The following is a 24,128-nucleotide window of genomic DNA, read 5'->3' as shown; positions in this document are numbered from 1 at the left end:
ATGAACATGAAATCCATTTCCGTCGCTCTCCTGATCATGCTGGTGGCGCTGGCCGGTTACGACAGATTCCTGGCAGACAAGCCGACGGATACCCCGCGAATCTGGTTGCGCGTTCCCGCGCTACCCGTAATACAGGACGCGATTTTCCAGCTGTCGCCCAGGTTCGACGAGCCGCGTAAAACACTCATGATGGAACAGCTTTGCGCGTTGGCGCGAGGCGAAGTGAAACAGGAACAGGTCAACGCCTTTCTCAAGCAGCAGGGGATCGACGCGCAGACGTTGCCTCGACAGGGCAGTCCGTACTCGTTGTTGGTCAATGCTGATCAGCCTGGGCAAGCTTCGGCCTGTGCGGCGTATCTGGCGACGACGGTACTGTCGACTGTCAATGTGGCCGAGTTCATGCGCCCCATCACCGAACCCGCCGCCAACGGCCAGCCAGAGAAATCGTCGTTGCAGATTGATAACGCTTTGCTGGCGTCGGCGCTGTCGGCCAAGTTGGCCGTGGCGCGTGCCAACGCCGATGTATTCGCCTTGATCGCCGTCGAGTTGCAACGCAGTCCAGGTCTGACGATACCGCAATACCGTGAACAGGCCGGGCAGTTGTTTACCCGTCTGGCCCCGACTTACCTGCAGCGCATCAAGGAGCAACTGCCGCCCGCGAACACGCAGTACAAGCTGCTGCAAATGGACGACAGCCGCTTCGTCTTCAGCAGTTCCGTCGGCAGCGTATTCGAGTTCGGCCGCAACGGTCTGGTCCTGAGTCAGGGCGGTATCGTCTGGTATGGCAAAGGCCGGTTGATGGGGCAGGAATACCCGCTGCAGGTGGAGTGTTTCTCGGCGGCCGTCAAAGGGTTGCTGACATCGCCTGCGCCGCAACTGACCACCTCTATCCAGTGAAGGCGGGATGACACATATCAAGGCCACCGCTCCCCGATCTGGCGACCGCCGTCGGGGAGCGGCGTTTTTATTGCTTTATCTTCAGGCGCATCGCCAGCACCACCCCTAGCACTGCGGCGGCCAGCACCAGCGCCGCCGGGGCGGACCAGCCGGCATAGGCGACGGCGGCGCTCAGGGCGATGGGCGCGAGCACCTGGCCCAGATAGTTGCCTTGCATCACCAGGCCCAGGCACAGCGGGATCAGCGCGGGTTCCGGCGAGGTCAGCGAGGTGCTGGCGAGAAGGGTGGCGGGCAGCATGCCGGCCACCGCGCAAAAGAAGAAACACAAAGGGATTACCAGGCCGGTCGGCGTGACCGAAAGAAAGATCCCCATCCCGAAAAGCCCCATGACGATACTGGTGCCGGCGAGCAGGGCTTGTGGGCGGACGCCCCGTGACAGCAGCAGGCCGGCGCTGAGGTTGCCGACGATATTGACCGCCACCACCGCGGCGCTGACCACCCCGGCGCTGGCGATCGACAGCCCGACCCGCTGCATCAGGAACACGGGCAGGAAGGCCATCACCGCGAAGAACTGCAGGTTGTAGGCGGTGAAAATCAGCGCCATCAGCAGCGGCTGGCGGGCGCGCAGCACGCTGCTCAGCGAGTGGCGCAAAGCGGATTGCGCCTGGCGGCGCAGCGCCAGCGGGTCCCTGGGCGTGGTCAACGGCAACAGCAGCGCCGCCAGCAGGGTCAAGGCCGCGCCGGCGATCCAGCTCTGTTGCCAGCCGCCCAGCAGCGGCCCGATAAGCATCGAGGTGCCGATACCGAACGCCATGAAGGTGCTCCAGATGCCGAACGCCAGGTGGCGTTTGTGCGCCGGGACCAGGCGATTGAGCACTGCCGGCGCCGCGACCACCACGATGACGAAGCCCAGGCCTTCGACAAAGCGCGTGGCCAGCAGCCCATGGAAGTCGTGCAGGCTGGAGCCCAGCGCGCTGGCGGCGCACATGATCAGCAGGCCGAGGGCCAACAGGTAGCGGTCGCCCCAGCGCTGCACGAGGATGCCGGCGGCGATGCCGCCGAACACCCCGATAAAGGGGAAGGCCGACATGATCCAGCTCAGGGACTCCAGGGGCCGGCCGAATTCCTGCTGCAGCTGCGGCAGGGCGATGGTGGCCTTGCCGATATGCAGCGCCGCGGCAATGCCGGCAAACAGCACGTTGAACACGGCGGGCCAATACCCGGTATCGGCGACGGCGTAGCTGAGGGTGTCGGGCTTGGTTGAGGTCATGGGCTTCTCCGAAAGCAGGCGGGCGGGCGAGGATCGCCGGGGTGAGGCGCGCCAATGGGTCGGAGCCGACTCTAAAAGTTAAAGTTAACTTCAAGTCAATCGGTAAAAACGGGATGCAGCGTTCTACCCATAGCACCATTGAGCCGTTGATCTCGCTGGACGAAGGAGCCAGGCGAACGGTGCTGTCGGGGTTGGCGTGGCGGCGCCCGGTGGGGCGCCGTGGGTGAGGGAGGGCGTCTGCCGTCAGATGAGCTGCGTATTCTCCGGCAGCAGGGCGCCGCCATCGACGATCAGGGTCTGCCCGGTGATATAGCCGGCCTGCTCGGACGCCAGGAACAGCATGGCGTGGGCGATGTCCTGTGGGCTGCCCAGGCGCTTGAGCGGGATGCTGGCGGCCAGGGCCGGGGAGTCGCCGAGGTTGGCCATGGCCTGGGTGGCGATCAGCCCGGGTTCGACGCCATTGACGGTGACCCGGTGTTCGGCCAGTTCCAGGGCCGCCGCGCGGATGAAACCGTTGACCCCGGCCTTGGACGCGGCGTAGTGGGACAGCCCGGGAATCGCCGTGCGCGGCCCGGTCACCGAGGAGGTGATGACGATGCGCGGATGCTCGGCCCGGCACAACGCCGGCAGCGCCGCCTGGGTCAGCCAGAAACAGCTCTTGAGGTTCACCGCCAGGGTCGACTCGAGGATTTCATCCCTCAGGTCGCGCAGGTTTTCCATCGGGAACACCGCGGCGTTGTGGATCAGCAGGTCCAGCCCGCCAAAGGCCCTGAGCGTGGCGGCCACCGCCTGGTTGGCCGCGGCCCGGGTGCTCAGGTCCACGACCAGCAGCTCGGCGCTGCCGCCGGCTTCACGGATCAGGCGCAGGGTTTCGGCGCCCGAGGCTTCGCTGCGAGTGGCGAGCAGCACCTTGGCGCCCTGGGCGGCGAAGACTTGCGCGATGGCGCGGCCAATGCCCTGGCCGGAGCCGGTGACCAGGGCGATACGGCCGCTGAGGTCGAGGATCATGGATGTTCTCCTTGAGTGACGGTGCCCAGGCATTCGTCCAGCAGGCGGTTGTGCAGGTCGACGTCGTCGGTGGTGGCCGCCGGGCAGATCAGCGCCATGTTGTGGAACGGGGTCAGCAACACCCCGCGGTTGAGCAGGTAGAGATGCAGGTAGGCCTCGATCAGGCCATGACGAGCATGGTGGGCTTCGCCGCCGTTGCGCGGCGCGTGGTCCATGAACAGGTATTCGACCCGGGCGCCGATCCGCGTCACGTGCCAGGGCAGGCGATGCTTGGCGATCAGCGCCTGGACCCCGGTCCGCAGGCGTTCGGCCAGGGCAATCATGTGCGCGTAGTTGGCCGCGCTCATGACCTCGCTGAAGGTGGCGCGCATGGCGGCCATCTGCAGGGCGTTGCCGGCCAGGGTGCCGCCGAAGCCGAAGTGGTTGATCGCCTGGCCGGGCTGGAAATGCGGCAGTACCTGCCAGATGCGCTCGGCCATGGCCTGGCTGGCGCCCCACACCGCGGTGGGGATGCCGCCGGCGATGCACTTGCCGAGTACGAAGAAGTCCGGTTGCAGGCCGTGTTCGCCGCTGTAGCCGGCGGGGCCGCAGGAGATGGTGTGGGTTTCGTCGATGATCAGCGGCACAACGAAACGCCGGGTCAGTTCGCGCAGGCCGTCGTGGAAGCCGGGGGCGGGCGGGACCATGCCGACGTTGGTCATGAAGGGCTCGGTCAGTACCGCGGCCACGTCGCCGTGGGCCAGCGCCGCTTCCAGCGCTGGCAGGTCGTTGAACTCCACCAGCCGGGTGGTGGCGTCGTGTCGCAGGCCATTGGCGTGCACGCCTTCGCGGGGAATCATCTGACCGCTGGCGTCGAATTCGACCTGAGACTCGTCGACGCTGCCGTGGTAGTTGCAGTTGAACACCAGCACTTTCTCCCGGCCGGTGATCATCCGGCACAGGCGCAGCACAAAGCGGTTGGCGTCGGTGGCCGAGGTGGTGACTTGCCAGAACGGCAGGCCGAAGCGCCGCACCAGTTCCTGGCCGACCCACAGGCTGTCGGCGGTGGGCAGCATCAGGGTCGAGCCGTGCCGGGCCTGATGCGCGATGGCCTCGGCCACGGCGGGCTGGCCATGGCCGAACATGGCGCCGGTGTCGCCCAGGGCGAAGTCGACGTAGCGGTTGCCGTCGCAGTCGGTCAGCGTCGCGCCCTGGGCGTCGGCCACCAGGATCGGGTACAGCCCCGGCCATTGCTGCATCCAGTGCAAAGGCGCGCCGTACAGCCAGTGCTTGAGGTTTTCCCGGTAGAAGCCGGCGGAACGCGGATGGCGTTCGGCGAACAGTTGCAGCTCGGATTGGTAACAGCTGGCGACGCGATCGAGGTTGAGGCCGAGGGTCATGGTCGAAGTCCTGGGATAGAGGGTTGTCGCTGACAGGTTTTTTGTAGCCGCTGGCGAAGGCTGTGATCGGCCCCAAGGGCCGTAAAGGCAGCGTCTGCTACGCAGCCGATCGCAGGCTGCGCCAGCGGCTACAGGAACAAGTGTCTGGGTAGCCGCTGCCGAGCAACGCGAGGCTGCGATCGGCAACGCAGTTGCCGCGAAACCTGCGCTTGCGGTGTGTCAGGCGGAACGTGGTGCCCGGATCGCGACCGCTGCGTCGCAGTGCCGCCCGGATCGAACGCAGCCTCGCTGTCGCTCGGCAGCGGCTACAGGTCTGCATCAGACATACGCGGTGCGGTTCAGCACATGGGCGAGGGCGCCCACCGGGAAATTGCTGGGCGCGGCGAAGTCGCTGCCCTGGTAGCCGAAGATCTTGCCGTCGGTCCTGCCCGCTTGCAGGTCGATCAGCACCAGGCCCAGGGTCGGCACGATCTTTTCGCGCCAGACGAACAGGTACAACTGTTCGGCGAGCTTGTAGTAATGGCAGCGGTCGGTGTCCGCCAGGCCCTGCTCGACGCCCTTGAGGCACTGCCAGCTGTAGAAGTTGCGGTTCAGGTAGACGTGCTCGTAGGCCTCGGTGGCGCTGTAGACGTACTGATTGCGCAGGCCGACCAGCTCTTCGGTCAGCGCGTGTTGCGGGCTGCTGGCGGTCAGTGGCGTGTCGATGCTGCCGTGGATGAACTGGGCCTGGACGCTGGTCAGCTCGCGGCCGGACAGGGCACGGCTGAACAGGTCGACTCGGGTTTCGGCCTGGCTCGGCATCTGCCCGATCACCGCGGTGAAGATGTTCCGGCCCAGGTCGAGGATCAGGCTTACCGAGTGGATCTGGTGGTTCTCCGACTTGAGAAAGTCCACCAGGTAAATGCCGGAACGTATTGAGGTGGCTCGATAAGTTGTCTCGCCGCTGGCTTGGCTTTCAGTGTCCTGCCAATGCAGCGACCGTGAGCCGAAAAGGTGTTCGATGCGCCAGCCATTGGCGAAATGCAGGGTCAGGCTGCGGCCGTTGAGGTCATCCAGGCTGGGCAGGATATGGTTATCGGCGGCAAAGCCTTCGGCCAGGGCGCCAACGGTAATCCATTCGGGTTGCAGGTTCATGAGGGCGGACCTTGTCGATGAAGGAGAACCTCATGTTCATCGCGCAAGCCGTTGTTGCCCATCAACCGAATGGTTGAGGCGCGGCGGTTTTTTACAGGAACAGCGCGCTCACCAGTTCGGTGCGGTTGTTCACCCCGACCTTGCGGAACAGGTTGATCAGGTGGGTCTTGACCGTCGGCAGGCCCAGCGCCAGCTGTTGGGCGATGGTCTTGTTGCAGGCGCCGTCGCGCAGCAGTAAGGCGATCTGCCGTTCCCGGGGAGTAAGGGGCTGCAGGCGTTCGTCGTGGCGCGAATAGGGTGCCTGGGCGGCGATTTCCAACAGGCCTTGCAGCGCCTGCAGGGTGCTCAGCTCGTCTGGCCGGAACGGGCCCAGGCTGGCATCGCGCAGCAGGGACAGGCCGGCGATTGGGCTGCCATCGGCATTGCGCGCGAGGATTTCCACCACATCCAGCACCCCATGGCGTTGCAGGAAACCCTGGTAGACCTCGGTTTCATGCCGCCCCTGCTGGGCCATGCCCATGTGCAGCGACAGCACCGGGCGGCCCGCCGCCACGCAGTTGCGCGGCCGCAGCGGGTCGTAGTGCCGGTAGCGTTGCAGGTAGGCCTCATGCATCTGCGGGCTCATGTGGTACAGCGAGAAATGCTCGGCCTGTAGCTGCGCGTCAATGCGGTAGAAGGCGCACAGGGTCGCCGGCACCACCCGGGTAAAGGCGCTGATGCAGCGTTGGCCAAGCTGTTGGGCATCCGGCTGGGCGGTTGGCGTATGCATGGGATAGCTCCCTCTTCATGAACGGCCGGTAAAGAGGGCCGTAACCCTCTGATGCCACGGTATTTCAGACAGATCGCGAGCCCAGGTTTTGCGGCCACTGCGTTGCCGATCGCAGCCTCGCGGGCTCAGCAGCGGCTACACGGACACCGCGCTCCTTGTAGCCGCTGCCGCAGGCTGCGAACGACCGCGTAGCGGGCGCCAAACCTGATGCCACGGTATTTCAGACAGATCGCGAGCCCAGGTTTTGCGGCAACTGCGTTGCCGATCGCAGCCTCGCGAGCTCAGCAGCAGCTACGTAGACACCGCGTTCCTTGTAGCCGCTGCCGTAGGCTGCGAAAAGCCCCGCAGGGGCTTCCCGCTATCACGCAGACCGCGCTGATATCGGCTCCAGCGCGGTCCAGGCTTCAAGGCTGCGGCGTCAGGCTCAACGGGCCTGGGTGAAACCCAGCTCCAGGGCAGTGACTATGGCGTCGATCTGCGGCGGCTGGATCACCAGCGGCGGCGACAGGATGATCTTGGTCCCCACCGGACGCACCATCACCCCGTTGTCGCGGGCGATCTGCGCCACCTGGTTGGCATAGCCGCCCATGGGGTCGATCGGCTCGCGGGTGGTTTTGTTAGCTACCAGGTCGAGGGCGATCATCAGGCCCTTGCCGCGCACTTCACCGACGCTGTCGAAGCGCTCGGCGAACGGCAGCAGCTTGTTCAGCATGTAGTCGCCCATCTTCGCGGCGTTGGCTGGCAAGTCTTCCTTGACCACGATGTCGAGGCTGGCCAGGGCCGCCGCGCAGGCCACCGGGTGCCCGGAGTAGGTGTAGCCGTGCATGATCGCGCCAGTGAAGTTGGCGTTTTTGCTGAACGCCGACTCGATCCGTTCGTTGACCACCGTGGCGCCCAGCGGGATGTAGCCGGAGGTGATGCCCTTGGCCAGGCACATGATGTCGGGCTTCACGCCCCACAGGCGGCTGCCGAACATCGAGCCGCTGCGGCCGAAGCCGGTCACTACTTCGTCGGCGATCAGCAGCACGCCGTACTTGTCGCAGACCTCGCGGATCAGCGGCCAGTAGTTGGCCGGCGGCACTATCACGCCGCCAGCGCCCTGGATCGGCTCGGCGATAAAGGCCGCGACGGTGTCGGGGCTCTGGAACTGGATTTCCCGCTCGAGCAGGTCGGCGCAGATCTTGCCGAGCTCTTCCGGGTCCTGGCTGTAGGGGTTGCGGTACAGCCACGGGGTATCGACGTGGAAGCAGCCGGGCAGCAGGGGCTCGTAGTTGCGCCGGAATACCGTGTTGCCGTTGACCGAAGCACCGCCGAAGTGGGTGCCGTGGTAGCCCTGGCGCAGCGAGATGAACTTGGTGCGGTCGGCCTGGCCTTCGAGCTTCCAGTACTGGCGGGCCAGTTTCAGCGCGGTTTCGATGGCATCCGAGCCGCCGGAGCTGAAGGCCACGCGGCGCATGCCCTCGGGCTCCAGCAGGTTCATCACCACCCGCGACAGCTCTTCGGCGCGCGGATGGCTGACGCCGTCGAACAGCTGGAAGTATTCCAGTTCATCCAGCTGGGCGGTGATCGCCGTCTTCACTTCCTTGCGGTTGTGGCCGACGTTGACGTTCCACAACCCGGCGACGCCATCCACCAGCTGGTGGCCCTGGTCGTCGTACACGTAGCAGCCATCGCCACGGACAATGCGGATCGGCTCGCGTTGTTGCATTTCGTTGGGGTGCAGCATGGGATGCCAGAAACGGCTTGGTTCGCTCACGTTGAATCTCCTGAAAACGCACAGACAGCGTGGGACATAGTAGTGCGCCCTTTGCCGGATGCCTGCTTGCCTCTGTGTGCCAGGCATTTGACCGCCACTGCCATCGACCCGGCGTCCCGCGCATTGCCGATCTGCCTGTAAAAATGCGTTCGCAGGCTTGGCGACGGCTGCGCCGCCGATCGCAGGCTGCGCCAGCGGCTACCGGGCACGCGGTGTTTTTGTAGCCGCTGCCGAGCCCGCGAGGCTGCGAACGGTTGCGAAGCAACCGCAAATACTGAGTCCGCGGTTTATCTGGATAGACGCGCCAGCGGCGGCAAAAGCGTGTGTCGCGGTTCCCTGGCAGCCAGTGGCAAGTTTTGCGGCAGCCAGGATCAAGACGCTGGCCGGCATTGGTCTCAGAGTTCGATCCATGAGGCCAACTAGCGAGGATTGCCCATGAGTATTGCCATCGACCCACGTGTCGCCGCCTTTATCGACAGCCAGCACGGCCTGTTGATCGACGGGCGCAGCCAGCCGGCCTTGTCCGGCGCGCAGATGCCGGTGTTCAACCCGGCCACCGGCGAAGAACTGACCCGCGTCGCCGCCGGTGCAGACGCCGATATCGACCTGGCCGTGGCCGCCGCGCGACGGGCCTTCGAGGGCCCCTGGGCGGCGCAGCGTCCGGCGGATCGCGAGCGCCTGCTGTTGAAGCTGGCCGATCTGCTGGAAGCGCACGGCGAAGAGCTGGCGCAGTTGGAAACCCTCAACAACGGCCAGTCGATCCACCTGGCCCGGGCCCTGGAAGTCGGCGCCGCCGCCGAGTTCACCCGCTACATGGCAGGCTGGGCGACCAAGATCGAAGGCAAGAGCCTGGACCTGTCCATCGCCGCCGTTCCGGGCGCGCGGTACCGTGCCTACACGGTGCCGGAGCCGGTGGGCGTGGTCGGCGCCATCGTGCCGTGGAATTTCCCTTTGTTGATGGCCATCTGGAAAATCGTCCCGGCCCTGGCCTGCGGCTGCACCGTGGTGCTCAAGCCGGCCGACGAAACCCCGCTGACCGCCTTGCGCCTGGGCCAGTTGTGCCTGGACGCCGGGATCGCCCCGGGGGTGGTCAACGTGGTCACCGGCAGCGGCGCCCAGGCCGGTGCTGCCCTGGCCGAGCACAAAGGCATCGACAAGCTGGCCTTCACCGGCTCGACCCAGATCGGCAAGGTCATCGGCCATGCGGCGGTGGACAACATGACCCGGTTTTCCCTGGAACTGGGCGGCAAGTCGCCGGTGATCGTGCTCGACGACTGCGACCCGCAGGCCGCGGCCGCCGGTGCCGCCGGGGCGATCTTCTTCAACCAGGGCCAGGTCTGCACCGCCGGTTCGCGCCTGTATATCCAGCGGGCGATCTTCGACCAGGTGCTGGAGCGTTTGTCGGCCATCGCCGGCTCCCTGAGCATCGGCCCCGGGCTCGACGAACAGGCGCAGATCAACCCGCTGATTTCCGCCAAGCAGCAGAAGCGCGTGCTGGACATGATCGGCCAGGGCGTGGCCGACGGCGCCCGGGTGCTGTGCGGCGGGGTCGCCTATGGCGAGCAGGGTTTCTACGTGCGCCCGACGGTATTGGCCGACGTGCACGCGGGCATGCAGGTGGTGCGCGAGGAAATCTTCGGCCCGGTGGTGGTGGCCACGCCATTCGACGAAATCGACGAGGTGGTGGCGCTGGCCAACGACAATCAGTACGGGCTGGGGGCGAGCATCTGGTCCAACGACCTGGCGAAGGTCATGGACCTGATCCCGCGGATCAAGGCCGGTACGGTCTGGGTCAACACCCACAATATGCTCGACCCGTCGATGCCGTTTGGCGGCTACAAGCAATCGGGCATCGGCCGCGAGATGGGCCACTCGGCGATAGAGGCGTATACCGAGAACAAGTCGGTGTGCATCGCGTTCTGATCCCGTAGCCGCTGCCGCAGGCTGCGATCGGCCGGAACGGCCGTGGCGTACTTAAGGTCGCCGAAGGCCTTCGGCCTTATCGCAGCCTGCGGCAGCGGCTACAGTCGGATGCAACCGGCCAGGCTGCGCAGACAGCCAGGTAAAACACGCCCGCCCGGCGTGCCCTTGAAATGCCTAGAACAACAACATCACCCATGCTTTCGAGGTCCAGCACCATGTCTTTCAACGACAGACTCACCCGCCACCTGAACCAGGGCGTGGTCGGCTTTCCCACGGCCCTGGCCAGCGCCGTCGGCCTGATCATGGCCAGCCCGGTGATCCTCACCGCCACCACCGGCTTCGGCATCGGCGGCGGGGCGTTCGCCGCGGCCATGCTGATCGCCATGCTGATGATGCTCGCGCAATCGACGACCTTCGCCGAAGCAGCCTGCATGATCCCCACCACCGGCTCGGTGTACGACTACCTGGCCTGCGGCCTGGGACGCTTCTTCGCGATCACCGGGACCATCTCCGCCTACCTGATCGTGCATGTGTTCGCCGGCACGGCGGAAACCATCCTCAGCGGCGTCATGGCCCTGGTGAACTTCGAGTCCCTCAACACCCTGCTGGAACAGAGCGGCAGCGCCTGGCTGGTGGGTGTCGGGCTGGTGATCTTCTTCGGCCTGCTGAACGCCGTGGGCATCACCGCGTTCAGCCGCGCCGAGGTGATCCTGACTTTCGGCATGTGGACCACCCTGATCATCTTCGGCGTGGTCGGGGTGTTCAAGGCGCCGGCGGTGGAACTGAGCGGCTGGTTCGGCGAGTCGATGGTCGGCACCGACCTGACCACCATCCTCTCGCTGGTGGGCATGGCCATGTTCATGTTCGTCGGGTGCGAGTTCGTCACCCCGCTGACGCCGGAGGTGCGCAAGGCAGCGAAAACCATTCCCCGGGCCATGGCCCTGGGCCTGGTGGGGGTAGCCACCTGCATGTTCATCTATGGCGCGGCGATGAAACGCCAGGTGGCGAACATCGCGCTGAGCGAAGACGGCAGCGTGCACCTGTTGGACACGCCCATGGCCATCCCGCAGTTCGCCGAGCAGGTGATGGGGCCCTACGGGCGGATCTGGCTGGGCGTCGGCCTGCTGTTCGCCGGGGCGGCGACCATCAACACGCTGATGGCCGGATTGCCGCGCATCCTCTACGGCATGGCGCTGGACGGCGCGCTGCCCAAGGCCTTCACCTACCTGCACCCGCGCTTCAAGACGCCGCTGCTGTGCATCGCCGTGGCGGTATTGATCCCATGCCTGCACGCCTGGTGGCTGGGCGGCAGCACCGACAACATCATGCACCTGGTGCTGGCCGCGGTCTGTGCCTGGAGCACCGCCTACCTGCTGGTGACCCTGGCGGTGGTGGTGCTGCGCATCCGGCGCCCGGACCTGCCGCGGGCCTACAAGTCGCCCTGGTTCCCGCTGCCGCAGATCGTCTCGTCCATCGGCATCCTCCTGGGCATGTGGTTCATCACACCGCCGGGCATGAACCCGCGGGACATCTACGTGCCCTTTGGCAGCATGCTCGGCCTGACGGCGATCTATGCGCTGGTCTGGACGGTCTTCGTGCAGAAGGTCAACCCGTTCCGCCCGGTGCCGGTGGAGGAGGTGCTGGAAAACGCCTTCAACCTGCAATCCCCCACTGAAACCCAAGCGCAGACCCTGCCTGGAGCCAAGCCCGATGAGCAGTACAAGCTGGCGGCAAAACCTCTCTGAGTTCTGGCGGCGGCCACCCTCGGGCTATCGCCCGGGGGTGACCCTGAACCAGTTGCGTCGCGACCTGCCGGGGCTCGACTGTGCGCCGCAGGCCCCCGGGCTGGTGCGGTTCACCTGGACCGAGGAGGGTTTGGACTTCGAGGTCGAGGAGCTGCCACAGGCGCAGTTCCTGATGCACCTGGTGGTTTGCGAGTTTCGCCTGCGGGTTCCCGGTTCGCCGGGGCCGCAGGCACAGATCGACATTCGCCATACCGGCGCGATCCGCCGCCAGGGCGTCGCCGCCGGCCTGAAGCAGGGCGCGCAGGATGAGTGGGCGGGGCTGTTGCAGCACTTGCACAGCGACCCGCAGCTACTGGCGGCGTTGCTGCCGCTGGACTTCAAGCGCCTGCAATTGCAGCGCGACGAGCAGGGCTGGCGGGTGCGCCTGGAGCATTTCGGCGCCAGCGAGGTGGTCAACCGGCTGCCCGGCTTCCGCCGTTATATCCGCCTGAGCGCCGAGCAACGCGGCGCCTTGCTGGCAACATTCAAGCGCCTGGATTCACTGTTGCGCGATCACTGAACTATTCCCACCCGTGCTGGCACAACCCGTGCTTAGGCTATAACGGACTATCCATTGCGCCGCGCTTCCTTGCCCGGCAAATAGATAACATGTTAATGATATCGCCATAACAACAAAGGCGGTCTCAGCCGGCTTCTGGAGGTGCACAGTGCTTGCTTCGCAAAGTTTCGGTTCCTGGATCGGCGCATTACAGGAGGTTTGCGGTCGCTTCGACGCCCGCCAGGCGTTGAACTCGGCGTTGTTCATCGGCGAAGTCGGCTTGCGCGACTACGCCGGCCTCGAGGTGGCGCAGATCCGCACCAATGCCGGACTGATCTCGCGCAAAGGCACCAGCGTCGATCATGAAGACGACCGGCACTGTTTCCTGATCATGCAGCGCAGCGGCCATGCCCAGATCAGCCAGGGCGGCGAGTGCATCGAACTGGCACCGGGGGAAATGGCCTTGCTGGACTCCGCCGGGGCCTGCGAAATCGTCCCCCACGGGCTGATCGAACATGCCTCCCTGCACCTGTCCCGCGACGAGGTGTATCGCCATCTGCCGGCGCAGCAGCGCAAGTTCGGCAAGCTCTCGCAGCAGTGCGCCAGTGGCCGCTTGATGCGCCTGCTGGTGGAACAGATCTGCGGCGAGCCGTTGCCAGGTTGCGCCGACCCGCAGGAAGGCCAGGCGTTGCAGGAAGCGCTGATCGCCTTGCTCGGCCCGACCCTGCGCCAGACGCCCGGCGCCCATCTCGACGGCTACGACAACCAGCACGGCGGTTGCCTGCGCAGCCAGGCCCGGCAGTTGATCAACCAATCCCTCACCGAGCCCAGCCTGACCCCGGTGTCACTGGCCAGCCAGATGAATATCTCGGTGCGCCAGCTGTACCGGCTGTTCGAAGAGCAGGGCGACAGCGTCTGCCGTTTCATCCAGCGCGCGCGCCTCGACCGCAGCGCGGCGGACCTGAGCAACCCGCGCCTGCGCCACGCGTCGATCACCGAGATTGCCTTCAAGTGGGGGTTCACCGACTCGGCGCACTTCAGCCGTACCTTCAAGAAGCATTTCGAGCAGTCGCCGCGGGATTACCGCGCCCGTTCGCTGAACGCCTGAGCAGCCCTCAGGGGTTTTCCAGGTCGTGCCCCAGGGACTGGATGAACAGCGAGAACAGCTCCGGCTGTGAGGAGATGTCCAGCTTGGCGTAGAGATGGCGCCGGTGCACCTTGATGGTGTCCGGCGAGATCTTCAGCCGCTCGGCCATGGCCTTGGAGGAGAACCCACGCAGGATCAGCCGGGCGATTTCCACTTCCCGATCCGACAGCACGCCGCAGCCGAAATGGCTCAGGGCGTCGCGGATCTGGCTGGCCATTTCTTCCGCGGCGGGCGCTGACGGGCGTTGGTGACTTTGCTGCCAATGCTGCTGCATCAACGGCAGGACCCAGGCCGAGAAGGTGGTGAGCTGGCCGATCTCCTCGGCGCTGAACGGTCGCTGCATGCCCAGCGACAGGGACAGGGTGCCGGTCTCCGGGATCTGCAGGATGAACTGCAGTTCGTCCTCCAGCACGTTGTCGTGGAAGTAGCTGGAGAAGTACTCGGTCTGGCGGAAATGGTCCGGCGCCACTTCCTCCAGGCGGTACAGGCCGTTGGGATAACCCTCGCGGCAGGCCTGGAAAAACGGGTCCAGCAGGTACAGGCCATTGAGGTAGGTGAGCATCGACGCCGGCTTGTCCGAGGGCTCGGCGTCGTATTCCTCGAGGGCGATGGGCAGGCCGTTGCGCGGGTAGAAGATCGCCAGGGCGTTATCGAACGGCAAGGCCTGGTGCAGCAACAGCACCAGTTGCTTCCAGAAGCGCTCGCCGCCGATCTGCGAGAGGGTGCGGCCGAGTCCGGCATGCATGCCGATTTCCCTGAACAGAGTGATCAAATAGGTGGCTCCGCGTCGATGCCGCTGTGGTCTGGCGGGTTGCTTTCTCGCCAGGTGGCAGCAAGGTTTCGGCGATTTGCCCGGCGACGTCAAGGGGGAGTACTCCAATAGGGGAATTGGCCCTGTACCCCCGGCTGCCTAAAGTGGCCTCCATCAAGTGCGCCCCAGAGCGCATCCACCCGACGTTCTTCGTTTCTGCCTCAAACCAAAAATAACCACGAGGATAACGACATGAGCTCTCCCTGCGCGCCGCAAGGCGCCCTGAAACCCACGCTGAGCGTGTTCGATGTGGTGGCCATTACCGTGTCGGGCGTGACCCCGGCCAGTTCGGTCTTCGTCATCGCCCCGTTCGCCATTCACCAGGCCGGCAGCGGGGTGTTCCTGGCCTTTGTCATGGCGGGGCTGCTGGCGCTGATGTTCGCCTTCTGCTACGCCGAACTGGGCCGCGCCCACAACAGCGCCGGCGGCGAGTATGTGTACGCCAAGCGGGTGTTCGGCGGCATGGCCGGGTACGCGACCTTTCTCACGGTACTGGTGATGTTGCTGTTCATCCCGCCGGTGCTGGCCACCGGCGCGGCGACTTACCTGAACAATGCCCTGGGCACGCGCTTCGATTCGCAGACCGTGGCCCTGGTGATCGTTATCTGCAGCTATGCGCTGGGCATCCTCAACATCAAGCTGAATGCCTGGATCACCGGCACCTGCCTGCTGCTGGAAATTGCCGCGTTGCTGGTGATCGTGTTCCTGGGCTTTGGCAATGCCTCGCAGCCGGCGAGCATCCTGCTGCAACCGCAGATCGTCGAAAACGGCGTGCTGCACATGGCGCCCTGGGCCCTGGTGATCGGCGCGGTGGGCATCGGCCTGTTTTCCTACAACGGTTACGGCCCGGCGGTGCTGTTGGCCGAAGACATGAAATGCAAGGGGCAGGGCGTGCACAAGGCGGTGCTCTGGTCGCTGGTGCTGGTGGTGATCATCGAACTGGTGCCGTTGACCGCGCTATTGATCGGCGCGCCGTCCCTCAGCGCCATGCTCGAAAGTCCCGACCCCATCGGCTACCTGCTCACCAGCCACGGCAACGAAACCCTGTCGCGAGTGGTCAGCGCCGGGATCTTCCTCTCGGTGTTCAACGCCATCGTCGCCATCGTGATCCAGATTGGCCGGGTAGTGTTCTCCAGCGGCCGCGATGCCTTGTGGACGCCGGGCATCAACCGTCTGTTCACGCGGATTCATCCGCGCTGGGACTCGCCGTGGCTGGCCACGCTGTTCCTGGCCATTCCCTCGGCGGTGCTCAGTTTCAGCTCGAACCTGGCCGACCTGACCTCGTTCAGCGTGCTGCTGATCATGCTGGTGTACCTGATCGTCGCCCTCAGCGCGCTGATGAGCCGGGTGCTGCTGCGCGACCGCGCCCACCCGTACCGCATGCCGCTGTGGCCGTTGCCGGCGCTGCTGGCGGTGATCGGCGCCGGGTATCTGTTGTTCAATCTGTTCCTGGACGCTTCGCTCAGGGACATCATGGTGATCGTCGGCCTGCTGGCGCTGTCGGTGATCCTGTATGGCACCAACGGCCGGTTCAGCCCGGCGTTCCAGAAACTCTAAGGAGAAGTCATGCGCGCACGTCAATTGGGGATCAGCCTGGGCCTGGGTACTCCCGGCCCCTTCAATGCCATCACCGACGTTCCGGGGGTACGGGTAGGCCACAGCACCCTCAGGACCACGGTCGACGGCAAGCAGGTACGTACCGGGGTGACCCTGATCCAGCCCCGCGAGGGCTTTGCCCGGCTGCAACCCTGTTTCGCCGGCTGCCATGTGCTCAACGGCAACGGCGATGCCACCGGCCTGGAGTGGATCCGCGAAGCGGGCCTGCTGACCACGCCGCTGGCCATCACCAACACCCACAGCGTCGGCGTGGTGCGCGACGCACTGATCGCCGAGGAGCACGCAAGCCTGGCGGACCCCGCGGAATACTGGTGCATGCCGGTGGTGATGGAGACCTATGACGGCCTGCTCAACGATATCTGGGGCCAGCATGTCGGCCCGCAGCAGGTGCGCGAGGCGCTGGCCAATGCCGAGTCCGGACCGGTGCGCGAGGGCGCGGTGGGCGGCGGCACCGGCATGATCTGCCATGAGTTCAAGGGCGGGATCGGCACGGCTTCGCGCCAGGTGCCGGGGGAGCAGGGCGGCTACACGGTCGGCGCGCTGGTGCAGGCCAACCACGGCAAGCGCGAGGAGCTGCGGGTCGACGGCTACCCGGTGGGGCGACAACTGAGCGGCATCCCGTCGCCTTTCGCCCGGCGCGGTACGCCGGGCATGGGCTCGATCGTGGTGATCCTGGCCACCGACGCGCCTTTGTTGCCGCACCAGTGCCAACGCCTGGCGCAGCGCGCGTCCATCGGCATCGCCCGCACCGGCGGCGGCACCGAGGACTCCAGCGGCGATATCTTCCTGGCCTTCGCCACCGGCAACCGCGACCTGCCGCCTTGCGCCTACGGGCGCCAGGGCGTGCCCTTCAGCACACCCCTGGCGATGCTCAACAACGATTACATCTCGGCCCTGTTCAGCGCCGCCGCCGAAGCGGTGGAGGAGGCCATCGTCAATGCCTTGCTGGCGGGCGAGCCGATGACCGCGGACAGTGGCGCGAGCGTTCCGGCGCTGACCGGGGAAACCCTGCTGCAAGCGATGAAACTAACCGGATGGAACAAACTTGCATGAACTAAAAACTGCGACGTAGTCGGCAAAACTATCTGTACTGTTATTTAATATTTAAATTCGAGATTGTCCGACAATTATCAGCGGGTATTGAAGCTTAAAGAATATTTCGACTCACCAGTCATTGTTTTCGGGAGTTTGCTGGAACAGCGAAAATCAGGCGTCAAAAAGTAGTGGACGCCTGATTTCAAATTGTGTCAGGTTGCTTACGCCCGGATAGGGCGAGTGATAGGACGATCTCGCCAGGGATTGTCGCTATCGGACAAAAACTGTTCCATTGATTACAAGGAAGTGTGTTTATGTCGAAAGTTAAAGCGAAAGCTATTGTGACCGCCGAACAAGAACTCGTGCCCTTGGCCGCGGCAAGTTCGGCTTACAACCAGATCAATAGCTTCAGCCATCAGTATGACCGGGGTGGCAATCTGACGGTCAATGGCAAACCCTCCTACTCGGTCGATCAGGCAGCCACCCAGCTGCTGCGCGACGGTGCCGCGTACCAGGATCTCAACGGCAACGGCAAGATCGAACTGACCTATACCTTCCTGACCTCGGCGTCCTCGAGCACCATGTACAAGCATGGCATCTCCGGGTTCAGCCAGTTCAACGCCCAGCAGAAAGCCCAGGCCGCGCTGGCCATGCAATCCTGGGCCGACGTGGCCAATGTCACCTTTACCGAAAAGGCTTCCGGTGGTGACGGTCACATGACCTTCGGCAACTACAGCGGCGGCCAGGACGGCGCGGCGGCCTTCGCCTACCTGCCGGGCACCGGTGCTGGCTACGACGGTACGTCCTGGTACCTGATCAACAGCAGCTACACCCAGAACAAGGCCCCCGATCTGAACAACTACGGCCGGCAGACGCTGACCCACGAGATCGGCCACACCCTGGGCCTGGCCCACCCTGGCGACTACAACGCCGGGAACGGCAACCCGACCTACAACGACGCGACCTATGGAGAGGATACGCGCGGCTACAGCATCATGAGCTACTGGAGCGAAAGCAACACCGACCAGAACTTCAGCAAGGCTGGCGTCGAAGCCTATTCGTCCGGCCCGCTGATGGACGATATCGCGGCGATCCAGAAGCTCTACGGGGCCAACACCACCACCCGTACCGGCGACACCACCTACGGCTTCAACTCCAATACCGGGCGCGACTTCCTCAGCGCCAGTTCGTCGGCCGACAAGCTGGTGTTCTCGGTATGGGACGCGGGCGGCAAGGACACCCTGGACTTCTCAGGTTTTACCCAAAACCAGAAGATCAACCTCAATGATGCCTCGTTCTCCGACGTTGGCGGCATGGTGGGCAACGTGTCCATCGCCAAGGGCGCGATCATCGAGAACGCCATCGGCGGTTCGGGCAGCGACCTGCTGATCGGCAACAAGGTGGCCAACGAGCTCAAGGGCGGTGCCGGCAACGACATCCTCTACGGTGCCGGCGGTGCGGACAAACTCTGGGGTGGCGCGGGTGCCGACACCTTCGTCTTCGGTGCGAGCTCGGACTCCGCTCCGGGTGCGGCCGACCAGATCCTGGATTTTGTCAGCGGCCTGGACAAGATCGATCTGACCGGTATCACCAAGGGCGCCGGGCTGCACTTCGTGAACGCATTCACCGGTAACGCCGGCGACGCGATCCTCAGCACCTCGGCTGGCAACAGCACCTTGTCGGTGGACTTCTCCGGGCACGGCGTGGCGGACTTCCTGGTCAGCACCGTCGGCCAGGCGGCCTACACCGACATCGTCGCCTGAGTCATTGCGGTAAGGTAAAAGAAGGAGGGTGGCGCCCAGGCGTCGCCCTCTGACCTTGCATTGACAGGCGAACTGCCTGAGGCTGTGGCCCGGAGCAACCCCCTATGATTCGAACTGCCTTGATCGCTAAGGCCGGCGCGTACCTGATCGCAACACTGATGATGTTTTATGGAGAGACAAGCATGGCAAGCAGCCTGAGATTGGCGGACCCCGCGGAACTGGCCGGGCACTGGCAACTGTCGCAGCCGGCGCAACCTGCCAACCACTGTGCCCTGGACCTCGAGCTGAACGGCACCCTGGGCGCCGGCGCCGAGTGTTTTTCCGCCTGGCTGGGCGATTCGGCCATCGGCTGGTTTCCCGAGCCGGACGGTATTGCCGTGACCGGCAAAGAGGGTTCGAAGATCATCTTTCTAAGTCGTCAGAAAGAAGGCTTATATCAAGGCACTTTGAAATCAGGCATCACGATTATATTGCAGCGTACACCCTGAATAATCGCGGCTGTATGCATCTTTAAATGTATCTGTATGGATAAGCGTATAAGGCAGTGCCATATACGCGATGTCCTTCGTTCGATTAAAGACAACTAAATAACTAGAACTCCGTTTCGTCTGACGGTAGAGTTCTTTCGCCTGTCCGCCGCAATAAATCCAATAATGTCCCGACTCAAGTACGGGCGGTTTATTTGTCCTGCGCCCCTGGCACGGGATATTACAGCTCAGGAAAGACCAATGAAGATGGCGAAGACCACTGCACCGCTGTTCAAGGCACTGGGCGATTACAAAGGCATTCTGATCAGCGTCGGGTGTTTCACCGCCCTGATCAACGTGCTGATGCTGGTCCCCTCGATCTACATGCTCCAGGTCTACGACCGGGTCCTTTCCTCGCAGAACGAAACCACCCTGGCGATGCTGTCGCTGATGGTGGTCGGGTTCTTCGCATTCATCGGCCTGCTGGAGGTGGTGCGCAGCTTCATCGTCATTCGCATCGGCAGCCAGCTGGAGCGGCGTTTCAACCTGCGGGTCTACCAGGCGGCGTTCGAGCGCAACCTGTTTCGCGGCGAAGGCCACGCCGGGCAGTCCTTGGGCGACCTGACCCATATCCGCCAGTTCGTCACCGGTCCTGCGCTGTTCGCCTTCTTCGACGCGCCCTGGTTCCCCATCTACCTGTTCGTGATCTTCCTGTTCAATACCTGGCTGGGGGTGTTCGCCACCGCGGGCGCGGTCTTGCTGATCGCCCTGGCGTACCTCAATGAGGCCATGACCAAGAAGCCTCTGGGCGAGGCCAGCGGTTATTCGCAGAAATCCACGCAACTGGCCACCAGCCACCTGCACAACGCCGAGACCATCCAGGCCATGGGCATGCTCGGCGCGCTGCGCAAGCGCTGGTTCGAGGTGCATTCGCGTTTTCTCGGCCTGCAGAACCAGGCCAGCGACACCGGCGCGGTCATCAGCTCGCTGAGCAAGACCCTGCGCCTGTGCCTGCAATCGCTGGTGTTGGGCCTGGGGGCCTTGCTGGTGATCAAGGGCGACATGACCGCCGGGATGATGATCGCCGGCTCGATCCTGATGGGCCGGGTGCTGAGCCCGATCGACCAGTTGATCGCCGTCTGGAAGCAGTGGAGCTCCGCCAAGCTGGCCTATCAGCGCCTGGACTCGCTGCTGCAAGCCTTCCCGCCGAGCGACACGGCGATGTCGCTGCCGGCGCCCAAGGGCCAGGTGAGCTTCGAGCAGGTCAGCGCCGGCCCGCCGGGCAAGCGCATGGCGACCTTGCAGCAGGTCAGTTTCAACCTCGGGGCGGGGGAGGTGCTGGGGGTGCTCGGCGCTTCCGGCTCCGGCAAATCCACCCTGGCCCGGGTGCTGGTGGGCGTATGGCCGACCCTGGCCGGCACGGTGCGCCTGGACGGCGCCGATATCCATCGCTGGAACCGCAACGAACTGGGGCCTCACATCGGTTATCTGCCCCAGGACATCGAGCTGTTTTCCGGGAGCATCGCCGAGAACATCGCGCGCTTTCAGGAAGCCGACCCGCAGCAGGTGGTGCAGGCCGCGCAACAGGCCGGCGTGCACGAACTGATCCTGCGCCTGCCCCAGGGCTACGACACCCTGCTGGGCGATGACGGCAGCGGCCTGTCCGGCGGCCAGAAGCAGCGCGTGGCCCTGGCCCGGGCGCTGTATGGCCAGCCGCGCCTGGTGGTGCTCGACGAGCCGAACTCCAACCTCGACACCGTGGGCGAAAGCGCCCTGGCGTCGGCCATCGCGCAGATGAAGGCCCAGGGCACCAGCGTGATCCTGGTCACCCATCGCTCCTCGGCGCTGGCCCAGGCCGACAAGCTGCTGGTGCTCAACGAAGGGCGCCTGCAGGCCTTCGGCCCGAGCCAGGAAGTGCTCAAGGCGCTGTCCAGTGGTGCCCAGGCCCAGGCGCAAAATCAAAACCAGGCGCAAAACCAGGAACAGCAGCAGCGGGAAAAAACCTCGGCCCCGACGGCCCCGGGCGGCTTGAGCATGAGCCGCCAGTATCAGGCCCCGACACGGAACCCAGGCGCATGAGCAAGGACAGCGAAATGATGATCGAACAAGGTTACGCGCCGGAGCGTCCCGAGCGCGATGCGCGGTTTTTCGCGCGCATGGGCTGGGTCCTGGCACTGGCCGGCGCCGGCAGCTTTTTTCTCTGGGCGGCCTTGGCGCCGCTGGACCAGGGCATCCCGGTGCAGGGCACGGTGGTGGTTTCGGGCAAGCGCAAGGCCGTGCAATCCATGAGCGGCGGGGTGGTCAGCCGGATCCTGGTGCGTGAAGGCGAGGCGGTGAAGCAGGGCCAGCCGCTGTTCCGCCTGGACCAGACCCAGGTCGAAGCCGACGTGCAGTCGCTGCAAGCGCAGTACCGCATGGCCTGGGCCAGCCTGGCGCGCTGGCAGAGCGAACGCGACAACCTCAAGCAGGTGAATTTCCCCGAGGCCCTGAGCGCCGATCCCGATCCACGCCTGGCCCTGGTGCTGGAAGGCCAGCGGCAACTGTTCAGCAGCCGGCGCGAAGCCTTCGCCCGCGAGCAGGCGGGGATCCGCGCCAATATCGAAGGCGCCACCGCGCAACTGGCCGGGATGCGCCGCGCGCGTACCGACCTCAACAACCAGGCCGAGTCCCTGCGCCAGCAACTGGCCAACCTGCAGCCCCTGGCGGACAACGGCTACATCCCGCGCAACCGCTTGATGGAGTACCAGCGCCAGCTGTCCCAGGTGCAGCAGGAACTGGCGCAGAACACCGGCGAAAGCGGGCGGGTGGAGCAGGGCATTCTCGAGTCGCGGCTCAAGTTGCAACAGCACGGCGAGGAGTACCAGAAGGAAGTGCGCAGCCAGTTGGCCGAAGCCCAGCTGAAAAGCCTGACCCTGGAACAGCAACTGACCTCGGCCGGTTTCGACCTGCAGCACAGCGAAATCCTCGCCCCGGCCGACGGCATCGCGGTCAACCTCGGGGTACACACCGAGGGCGCCGTGGTCCGCCCCGGGGAAAACCTGCTGGAGATCGTGCCCCAGGGCACTCGCCTGGAAGTGGAGGGGCACCTGCCGGTGAACCTGATCGACAAGGTCGGCAGCCACCTGCCGGTGGACATCCTGTTCACCGCCTTCAACCAGAGCCGCACGCCGCGGGTGTCCGGCGAGGTCAGCCTGATCTCCGCCGACCAGATGGTCGATGAAAAGACCGGCGTGCCGTACTACGTGCTGCGCAGCAGCGTCAGCGACCAGGCCATGGAAAAACTCCACGGCCTGGTGATCAAGCCGGGCATGCCGGCGGAGATGTTCGTCCGTACCGGCGAGCGCTCGCTGCTCAACTACCTGTTCAAACCCCTGCTCGACCGGGCGGGTTCCGCATTGACCGAGGAATAAGGATGTTCCGTCGCATGAGTCAGTTTTCCATCTTCGGAGCCACAGTCGCTTTACTGGTATGCACCCACGCCCAGGCCATGGGGCCGTTCCAGGTCTATGAACAGGCCTTGCGCAACGACCCGGTGTTCCTCGGCGCGATCAAGGAGCGCGATGCCGGCCTGGAGAACCGCATCATTGGCCGCGCCGGGCTGCTGCCGAAACTCAACTACAGCTACAACAAGGGTCGCAACAACTCCCAGGCCACCGTGCCCGACGGTCGCGGCGGCACCAGCCACGATGACCGCAACTACGACAGCTACGGTTCCACCTTCACCCTGCAACAGCCGCTGATCGACTACGAGGCCTATGCCTCCTACCGCAAGGGCGTGGCCCAGGCGCTGTTCGCCGACGAGAACTTTCGCGGCAAGAGCCAGGAGCTGCTGGTGCGGGTGCTGACCTACTACACCCAGGCGCTGTTTGCCCAGGACCAGATCGAGATCGCCCAAGCCAAGAAGAAGGCCTTCGAGCAGCAGTTCCAGCAGAACGAGCACATGTTTCGCCAGGGCGAGGGCACCCGCACCGACATCCTCGAAGCGGAGTCGCGCTACGAGCTGGCCACCGCCGAGGAGATCGAGGCCCGCGACGAGCAGGACGCGGCGCTGCGCGAACTGGGCGCGCTGATCGGCGTGCCGACCGTGGACATCCGCGAACTCGACCCGCTGCGCGAGCGTTTCGAGTCCTTCACCCTGTCGCCCGCCAACTACGATGCCTGGCATGAGCTGGCGATCAGCAACAACCCGAACCTGGCCTCCCAGCGCCACGCCGTGGAAGTGGCGCGTTACGAGATCGAGCGCAACCGCGCCGGCCACCTGCCGCGGCTCAGTGCCTATGCCACCTCGCGCCGGGTCGAGTCGGAAAGCGGCAACACCTACAACCAGCGCTACGACACCAACACCATCGGCATCGAAATCAGCATGCCGCTGTACGCCGGTGGCGGCGTCTCGGCGGCCACCCGCCAGGCCAGCCGGACGATGGAGCAAGCCGAGTACGAGCTGGATTCGCAGACCCGCACCACCCTGATCGAGCTGCGGCGCCAGTTCAGCGCTTGCTTGTCCGGGGTCAGCAAGCTGCGGGCTTATCAGAAGGCGCTGACCTCGGCCGAGGCCCTGGTGGTCTCGACCAAGCAGAGCATCCTTGGCGGTGAACGGGTCAACCTCGACGCGCTGAACGCCGAACAGCAGTTGTACACCACGCGCCGCGACCTGGCGCAGGCCCGTTACGACTATTTGATGGCCTGGACCAAGTTGCACTACTACGCAGGCACCCTGCGTGAAGACGACCTGGCCCGGGTCGACGAAGCCTTCAGGCCCGGCTCATGAACTGACAAAAAGGCGGCCGCGGGCGGCCCGACCTGACATTTTCGACAAAAACAAAAAACGAGAAGTCATCACATGGATAGACGCTTTTATCAGCTCAAGGC

Annotated in this window: 19 protein-coding genes; 12 read left to right on the top strand and 7 right to left on the bottom strand. The window is 64.8% G+C overall.

Annotated elements, in window-relative coordinates; all coding sequences use genetic code 11:
• Positions 1-897, top strand: a complete 897-nt coding sequence (locus tag J4E58_RS27035; RefSeq protein WP_143481886.1) for a hypothetical protein — start codon at positions 1-3, stop codon at positions 895-897.
• 67 nt (positions 898-964) lie between these two features.
• Here the strand turns inward: J4E58_RS27035 and J4E58_RS27030 are convergent, their stop codons facing one another.
• The 6 genes from J4E58_RS27030 to J4E58_RS27005 form a co-directional block, all read right to left on the bottom strand.
• Positions 965-2,167, bottom strand: coding sequence for a CynX/NimT family MFS transporter (locus tag J4E58_RS27030; protein WP_087090767.1), 1,203 nt, complete (start codon positions 2,165-2,167; stop codon positions 965-967).
• A gap of 243 nt (positions 2,168-2,410) precedes the next feature.
• Positions 2,411-3,175, bottom strand: a complete 765-nt coding sequence (locus J4E58_RS27025; protein WP_087090769.1) for an SDR family oxidoreductase — start codon at positions 3,173-3,175, stop codon at positions 2,411-2,413.
• The gene (locus tag J4E58_RS27020) at positions 3,172-4,554 is read right to left on the bottom strand and encodes an aspartate aminotransferase family protein (RefSeq protein WP_087090771.1); all 1,383 of its coding nucleotides are present in this window, start codon (positions 4,552-4,554) and stop codon (positions 3,172-3,174) included. The genes J4E58_RS27025 and J4E58_RS27020 overlap by 4 nt, the downstream gene beginning before the upstream one ends.
• A 318-nt stretch (positions 4,555-4,872) precedes the next feature.
• On the bottom strand, positions 4,873-5,688 hold the full coding sequence (locus tag J4E58_RS27015; protein ID WP_087090773.1) for a molybdenum cofactor biosynthesis F family protein: 816 nt from the start codon (positions 5,686-5,688) through the stop codon (positions 4,873-4,875).
• A 91-nt stretch (positions 5,689-5,779) separates the two neighbouring features.
• Positions 5,780-6,457: a LuxR C-terminal-related transcriptional regulator gene (locus J4E58_RS27010; RefSeq protein ID WP_087090775.1), complete on the bottom strand. Its 678-nt coding sequence runs from the start codon at positions 6,455-6,457 to the stop codon at positions 5,780-5,782.
• A gap of 424 nt (positions 6,458-6,881) precedes the next feature.
• On the bottom strand, positions 6,882-8,213 hold the full coding sequence (locus J4E58_RS27005; protein ID WP_087090777.1) for an aspartate aminotransferase family protein: 1,332 nt from the start codon (positions 8,211-8,213) through the stop codon (positions 6,882-6,884).
• Between the two features lie 435 nt (positions 8,214-8,648).
• Between J4E58_RS27005 and J4E58_RS27000 the strand changes: the two genes are divergently transcribed.
• From J4E58_RS27000 to feaR, 4 genes are all read left to right on the top strand, one after another.
• Positions 8,649-10,136, top strand: coding sequence for an aldehyde dehydrogenase (locus J4E58_RS27000; RefSeq protein ID WP_087090779.1), 1,488 nt, complete (start codon positions 8,649-8,651; stop codon positions 10,134-10,136).
• Between the two features lie 215 nt (positions 10,137-10,351).
• The gene (locus tag J4E58_RS26995) at positions 10,352-11,881 is read left to right on the top strand and encodes an APC family permease (protein ID WP_085530724.1); all 1,530 of its coding nucleotides are present in this window, start codon (positions 10,352-10,354) and stop codon (positions 11,879-11,881) included.
• Positions 11,847-12,440 (top strand): DUF3156 family protein, encoded by a 594-nt coding sequence (locus tag J4E58_RS26990; protein ID WP_219735349.1) that lies wholly within the window; start codon positions 11,847-11,849, stop codon positions 12,438-12,440. Before J4E58_RS26995 ends, J4E58_RS26990 begins: the two co-directional genes overlap by 35 nt.
• A gap of 148 nt (positions 12,441-12,588) precedes the next feature.
• Positions 12,589-13,527 carry a transcriptional regulator FeaR gene (gene feaR, locus J4E58_RS26985; RefSeq protein ID WP_087090783.1) on the top strand — a complete coding sequence of 313 codons (939 nt, stop codon included), beginning with the start codon at positions 12,589-12,591 and terminating at the stop codon, positions 13,525-13,527.
• Positions 13,528-13,534: 7 nt separating this feature from the next.
• Here feaR and J4E58_RS26980 read toward each other — a convergent pair whose 3' ends face one another.
• Positions 13,535-14,338 carry a helix-turn-helix transcriptional regulator gene (locus J4E58_RS26980; RefSeq protein WP_087090785.1) on the bottom strand — a complete coding sequence of 268 codons (804 nt, stop codon included), beginning with the start codon at positions 14,336-14,338 and terminating at the stop codon, positions 13,535-13,537.
• Positions 14,339-14,569: 231 nt separating this feature from the next.
• Here J4E58_RS26980 and J4E58_RS26975 point away from each other — a divergent pair, with 231 nt between their 5' ends.
• The 7 genes from J4E58_RS26975 to J4E58_RS26945 all read left to right on the top strand — a co-directional run bounded on the left by J4E58_RS26975 (position 14,570) and on the right by J4E58_RS26945 (position 24,027).
• Positions 14,570-15,934 carry an APC family permease gene (locus J4E58_RS26975; protein ID WP_009044076.1) on the top strand — a complete coding sequence of 455 codons (1,365 nt, stop codon included), beginning with the start codon at positions 14,570-14,572 and terminating at the stop codon, positions 15,932-15,934.
• A gap of 9 nt (positions 15,935-15,943) precedes the next feature.
• A complete protein-coding gene (locus J4E58_RS26970) occupies positions 15,944-17,047 on the top strand; it encodes a P1 family peptidase (RefSeq protein WP_087090787.1) in 1,104 nt (367 codons plus the stop codon).
• A gap of 296 nt (positions 17,048-17,343) precedes the next feature.
• Entirely contained in the window at positions 17,344-18,792 is a 1,449-nt protein-coding gene (locus J4E58_RS26965) for a serralysin family metalloprotease (protein ID WP_053261373.1), read from the top strand.
• A gap of 104 nt (positions 18,793-18,896) precedes the next feature.
• Positions 18,897-19,280 (top strand): AprI/Inh family metalloprotease inhibitor, encoded by a 384-nt coding sequence (locus J4E58_RS26960; RefSeq protein ID WP_007922782.1) that lies wholly within the window; start codon positions 18,897-18,899, stop codon positions 19,278-19,280.
• A 240-nt stretch (positions 19,281-19,520) separates the two neighbouring features.
• A complete protein-coding gene (locus J4E58_RS26955) occupies positions 19,521-21,338 on the top strand; it encodes a type I secretion system permease/ATPase (protein WP_087090789.1) in 1,818 nt (605 codons plus the stop codon).
• A gap of 14 nt (positions 21,339-21,352) precedes the next feature.
• Positions 21,353-22,669, top strand: coding sequence for an HlyD family type I secretion periplasmic adaptor subunit (locus tag J4E58_RS26950; RefSeq protein WP_370686821.1), 1,317 nt, complete (start codon positions 21,353-21,355; stop codon positions 22,667-22,669).
• 2 nt (positions 22,670-22,671) lie between these two features.
• Positions 22,672-24,027 (top strand): TolC family outer membrane protein, encoded by a 1,356-nt coding sequence (locus J4E58_RS26945; protein WP_087090791.1) that lies wholly within the window; start codon positions 22,672-22,674, stop codon positions 24,025-24,027.
• Positions 24,028-24,128: the final 101 nt, after the last annotated feature.

This window comes from Pseudomonas sp. FW305-25 (assembly GCF_017351415.1).
In the GTDB taxonomy this organism is placed as follows: domain Bacteria; phylum Pseudomonadota; class Gammaproteobacteria; order Pseudomonadales; family Pseudomonadaceae; genus Aquipseudomonas; species Aquipseudomonas chlororaphis.
This window is presented reverse-complemented; position numbering and strand designations above follow the sequence as displayed.

Bases quoted from the DNA above. Each gene is read 5' to 3' on its own strand.
- J4E58_RS26975 (WP_009044076.1), top strand. From the start codon at position 14,570: ATGAGCTCTCCCTGCGCGCCGCAAGGCGCCCTGAAACCCACGCTGAGC.
- J4E58_RS27010 (WP_087090775.1), bottom strand. From the start codon at position 6,457: ATGCATACGCCAACCGCCCAGCCGGATGCCCAACAGCTTGGCCAACGC.
- J4E58_RS27000 (WP_087090779.1), top strand. From the start codon at position 8,649: ATGAGTATTGCCATCGACCCACGTGTCGCCGCCTTTATCGACAGCCAG.
- J4E58_RS27015 (WP_087090773.1), bottom strand. From the start codon at position 5,688: ATGAACCTGCAACCCGAATGGATTACCGTTGGCGCCCTGGCCGAAGGC.
- J4E58_RS27025 (WP_087090769.1), bottom strand. From the start codon at position 3,175: ATGATCCTCGACCTCAGCGGCCGTATCGCCCTGGTCACCGGCTCCGGC.
- J4E58_RS27030 (WP_087090767.1), bottom strand. From the start codon at position 2,167: ATGACCTCAACCAAGCCCGACACCCTCAGCTACGCCGTCGCCGATACC.
- J4E58_RS27035 (WP_143481886.1), top strand. From the start codon at position 1: ATGAACATGAAATCCATTTCCGTCGCTCTCCTGATCATGCTGGTGGCG.
- J4E58_RS26990 (WP_219735349.1), top strand. From the start codon at position 11,847: ATGAGCAGTACAAGCTGGCGGCAAAACCTCTCTGAGTTCTGGCGGCGG.
- J4E58_RS26955 (WP_087090789.1), top strand. From the start codon at position 19,521: ATGAAGATGGCGAAGACCACTGCACCGCTGTTCAAGGCACTGGGCGAT.
- J4E58_RS26950 (WP_370686821.1), top strand. From the start codon at position 21,353: ATGATGATCGAACAAGGTTACGCGCCGGAGCGTCCCGAGCGCGATGCG.
- J4E58_RS27020 (WP_087090771.1), bottom strand. From the start codon at position 4,554: ATGACCCTCGGCCTCAACCTCGATCGCGTCGCCAGCTGTTACCAATCC.
- J4E58_RS26965 (WP_053261373.1), top strand. From the start codon at position 17,344: ATGTCGAAAGTTAAAGCGAAAGCTATTGTGACCGCCGAACAAGAACTC.
- J4E58_RS26970 (WP_087090787.1), top strand. From the start codon at position 15,944: ATGCGCGCACGTCAATTGGGGATCAGCCTGGGCCTGGGTACTCCCGGC.
- J4E58_RS26945 (WP_087090791.1), top strand. From the start codon at position 22,672: ATGTTCCGTCGCATGAGTCAGTTTTCCATCTTCGGAGCCACAGTCGCT.
- J4E58_RS26960 (WP_007922782.1), top strand. From the start codon at position 18,897: ATGATTCGAACTGCCTTGATCGCTAAGGCCGGCGCGTACCTGATCGCA.
- J4E58_RS26995 (WP_085530724.1), top strand. From the start codon at position 10,352: ATGTCTTTCAACGACAGACTCACCCGCCACCTGAACCAGGGCGTGGTC.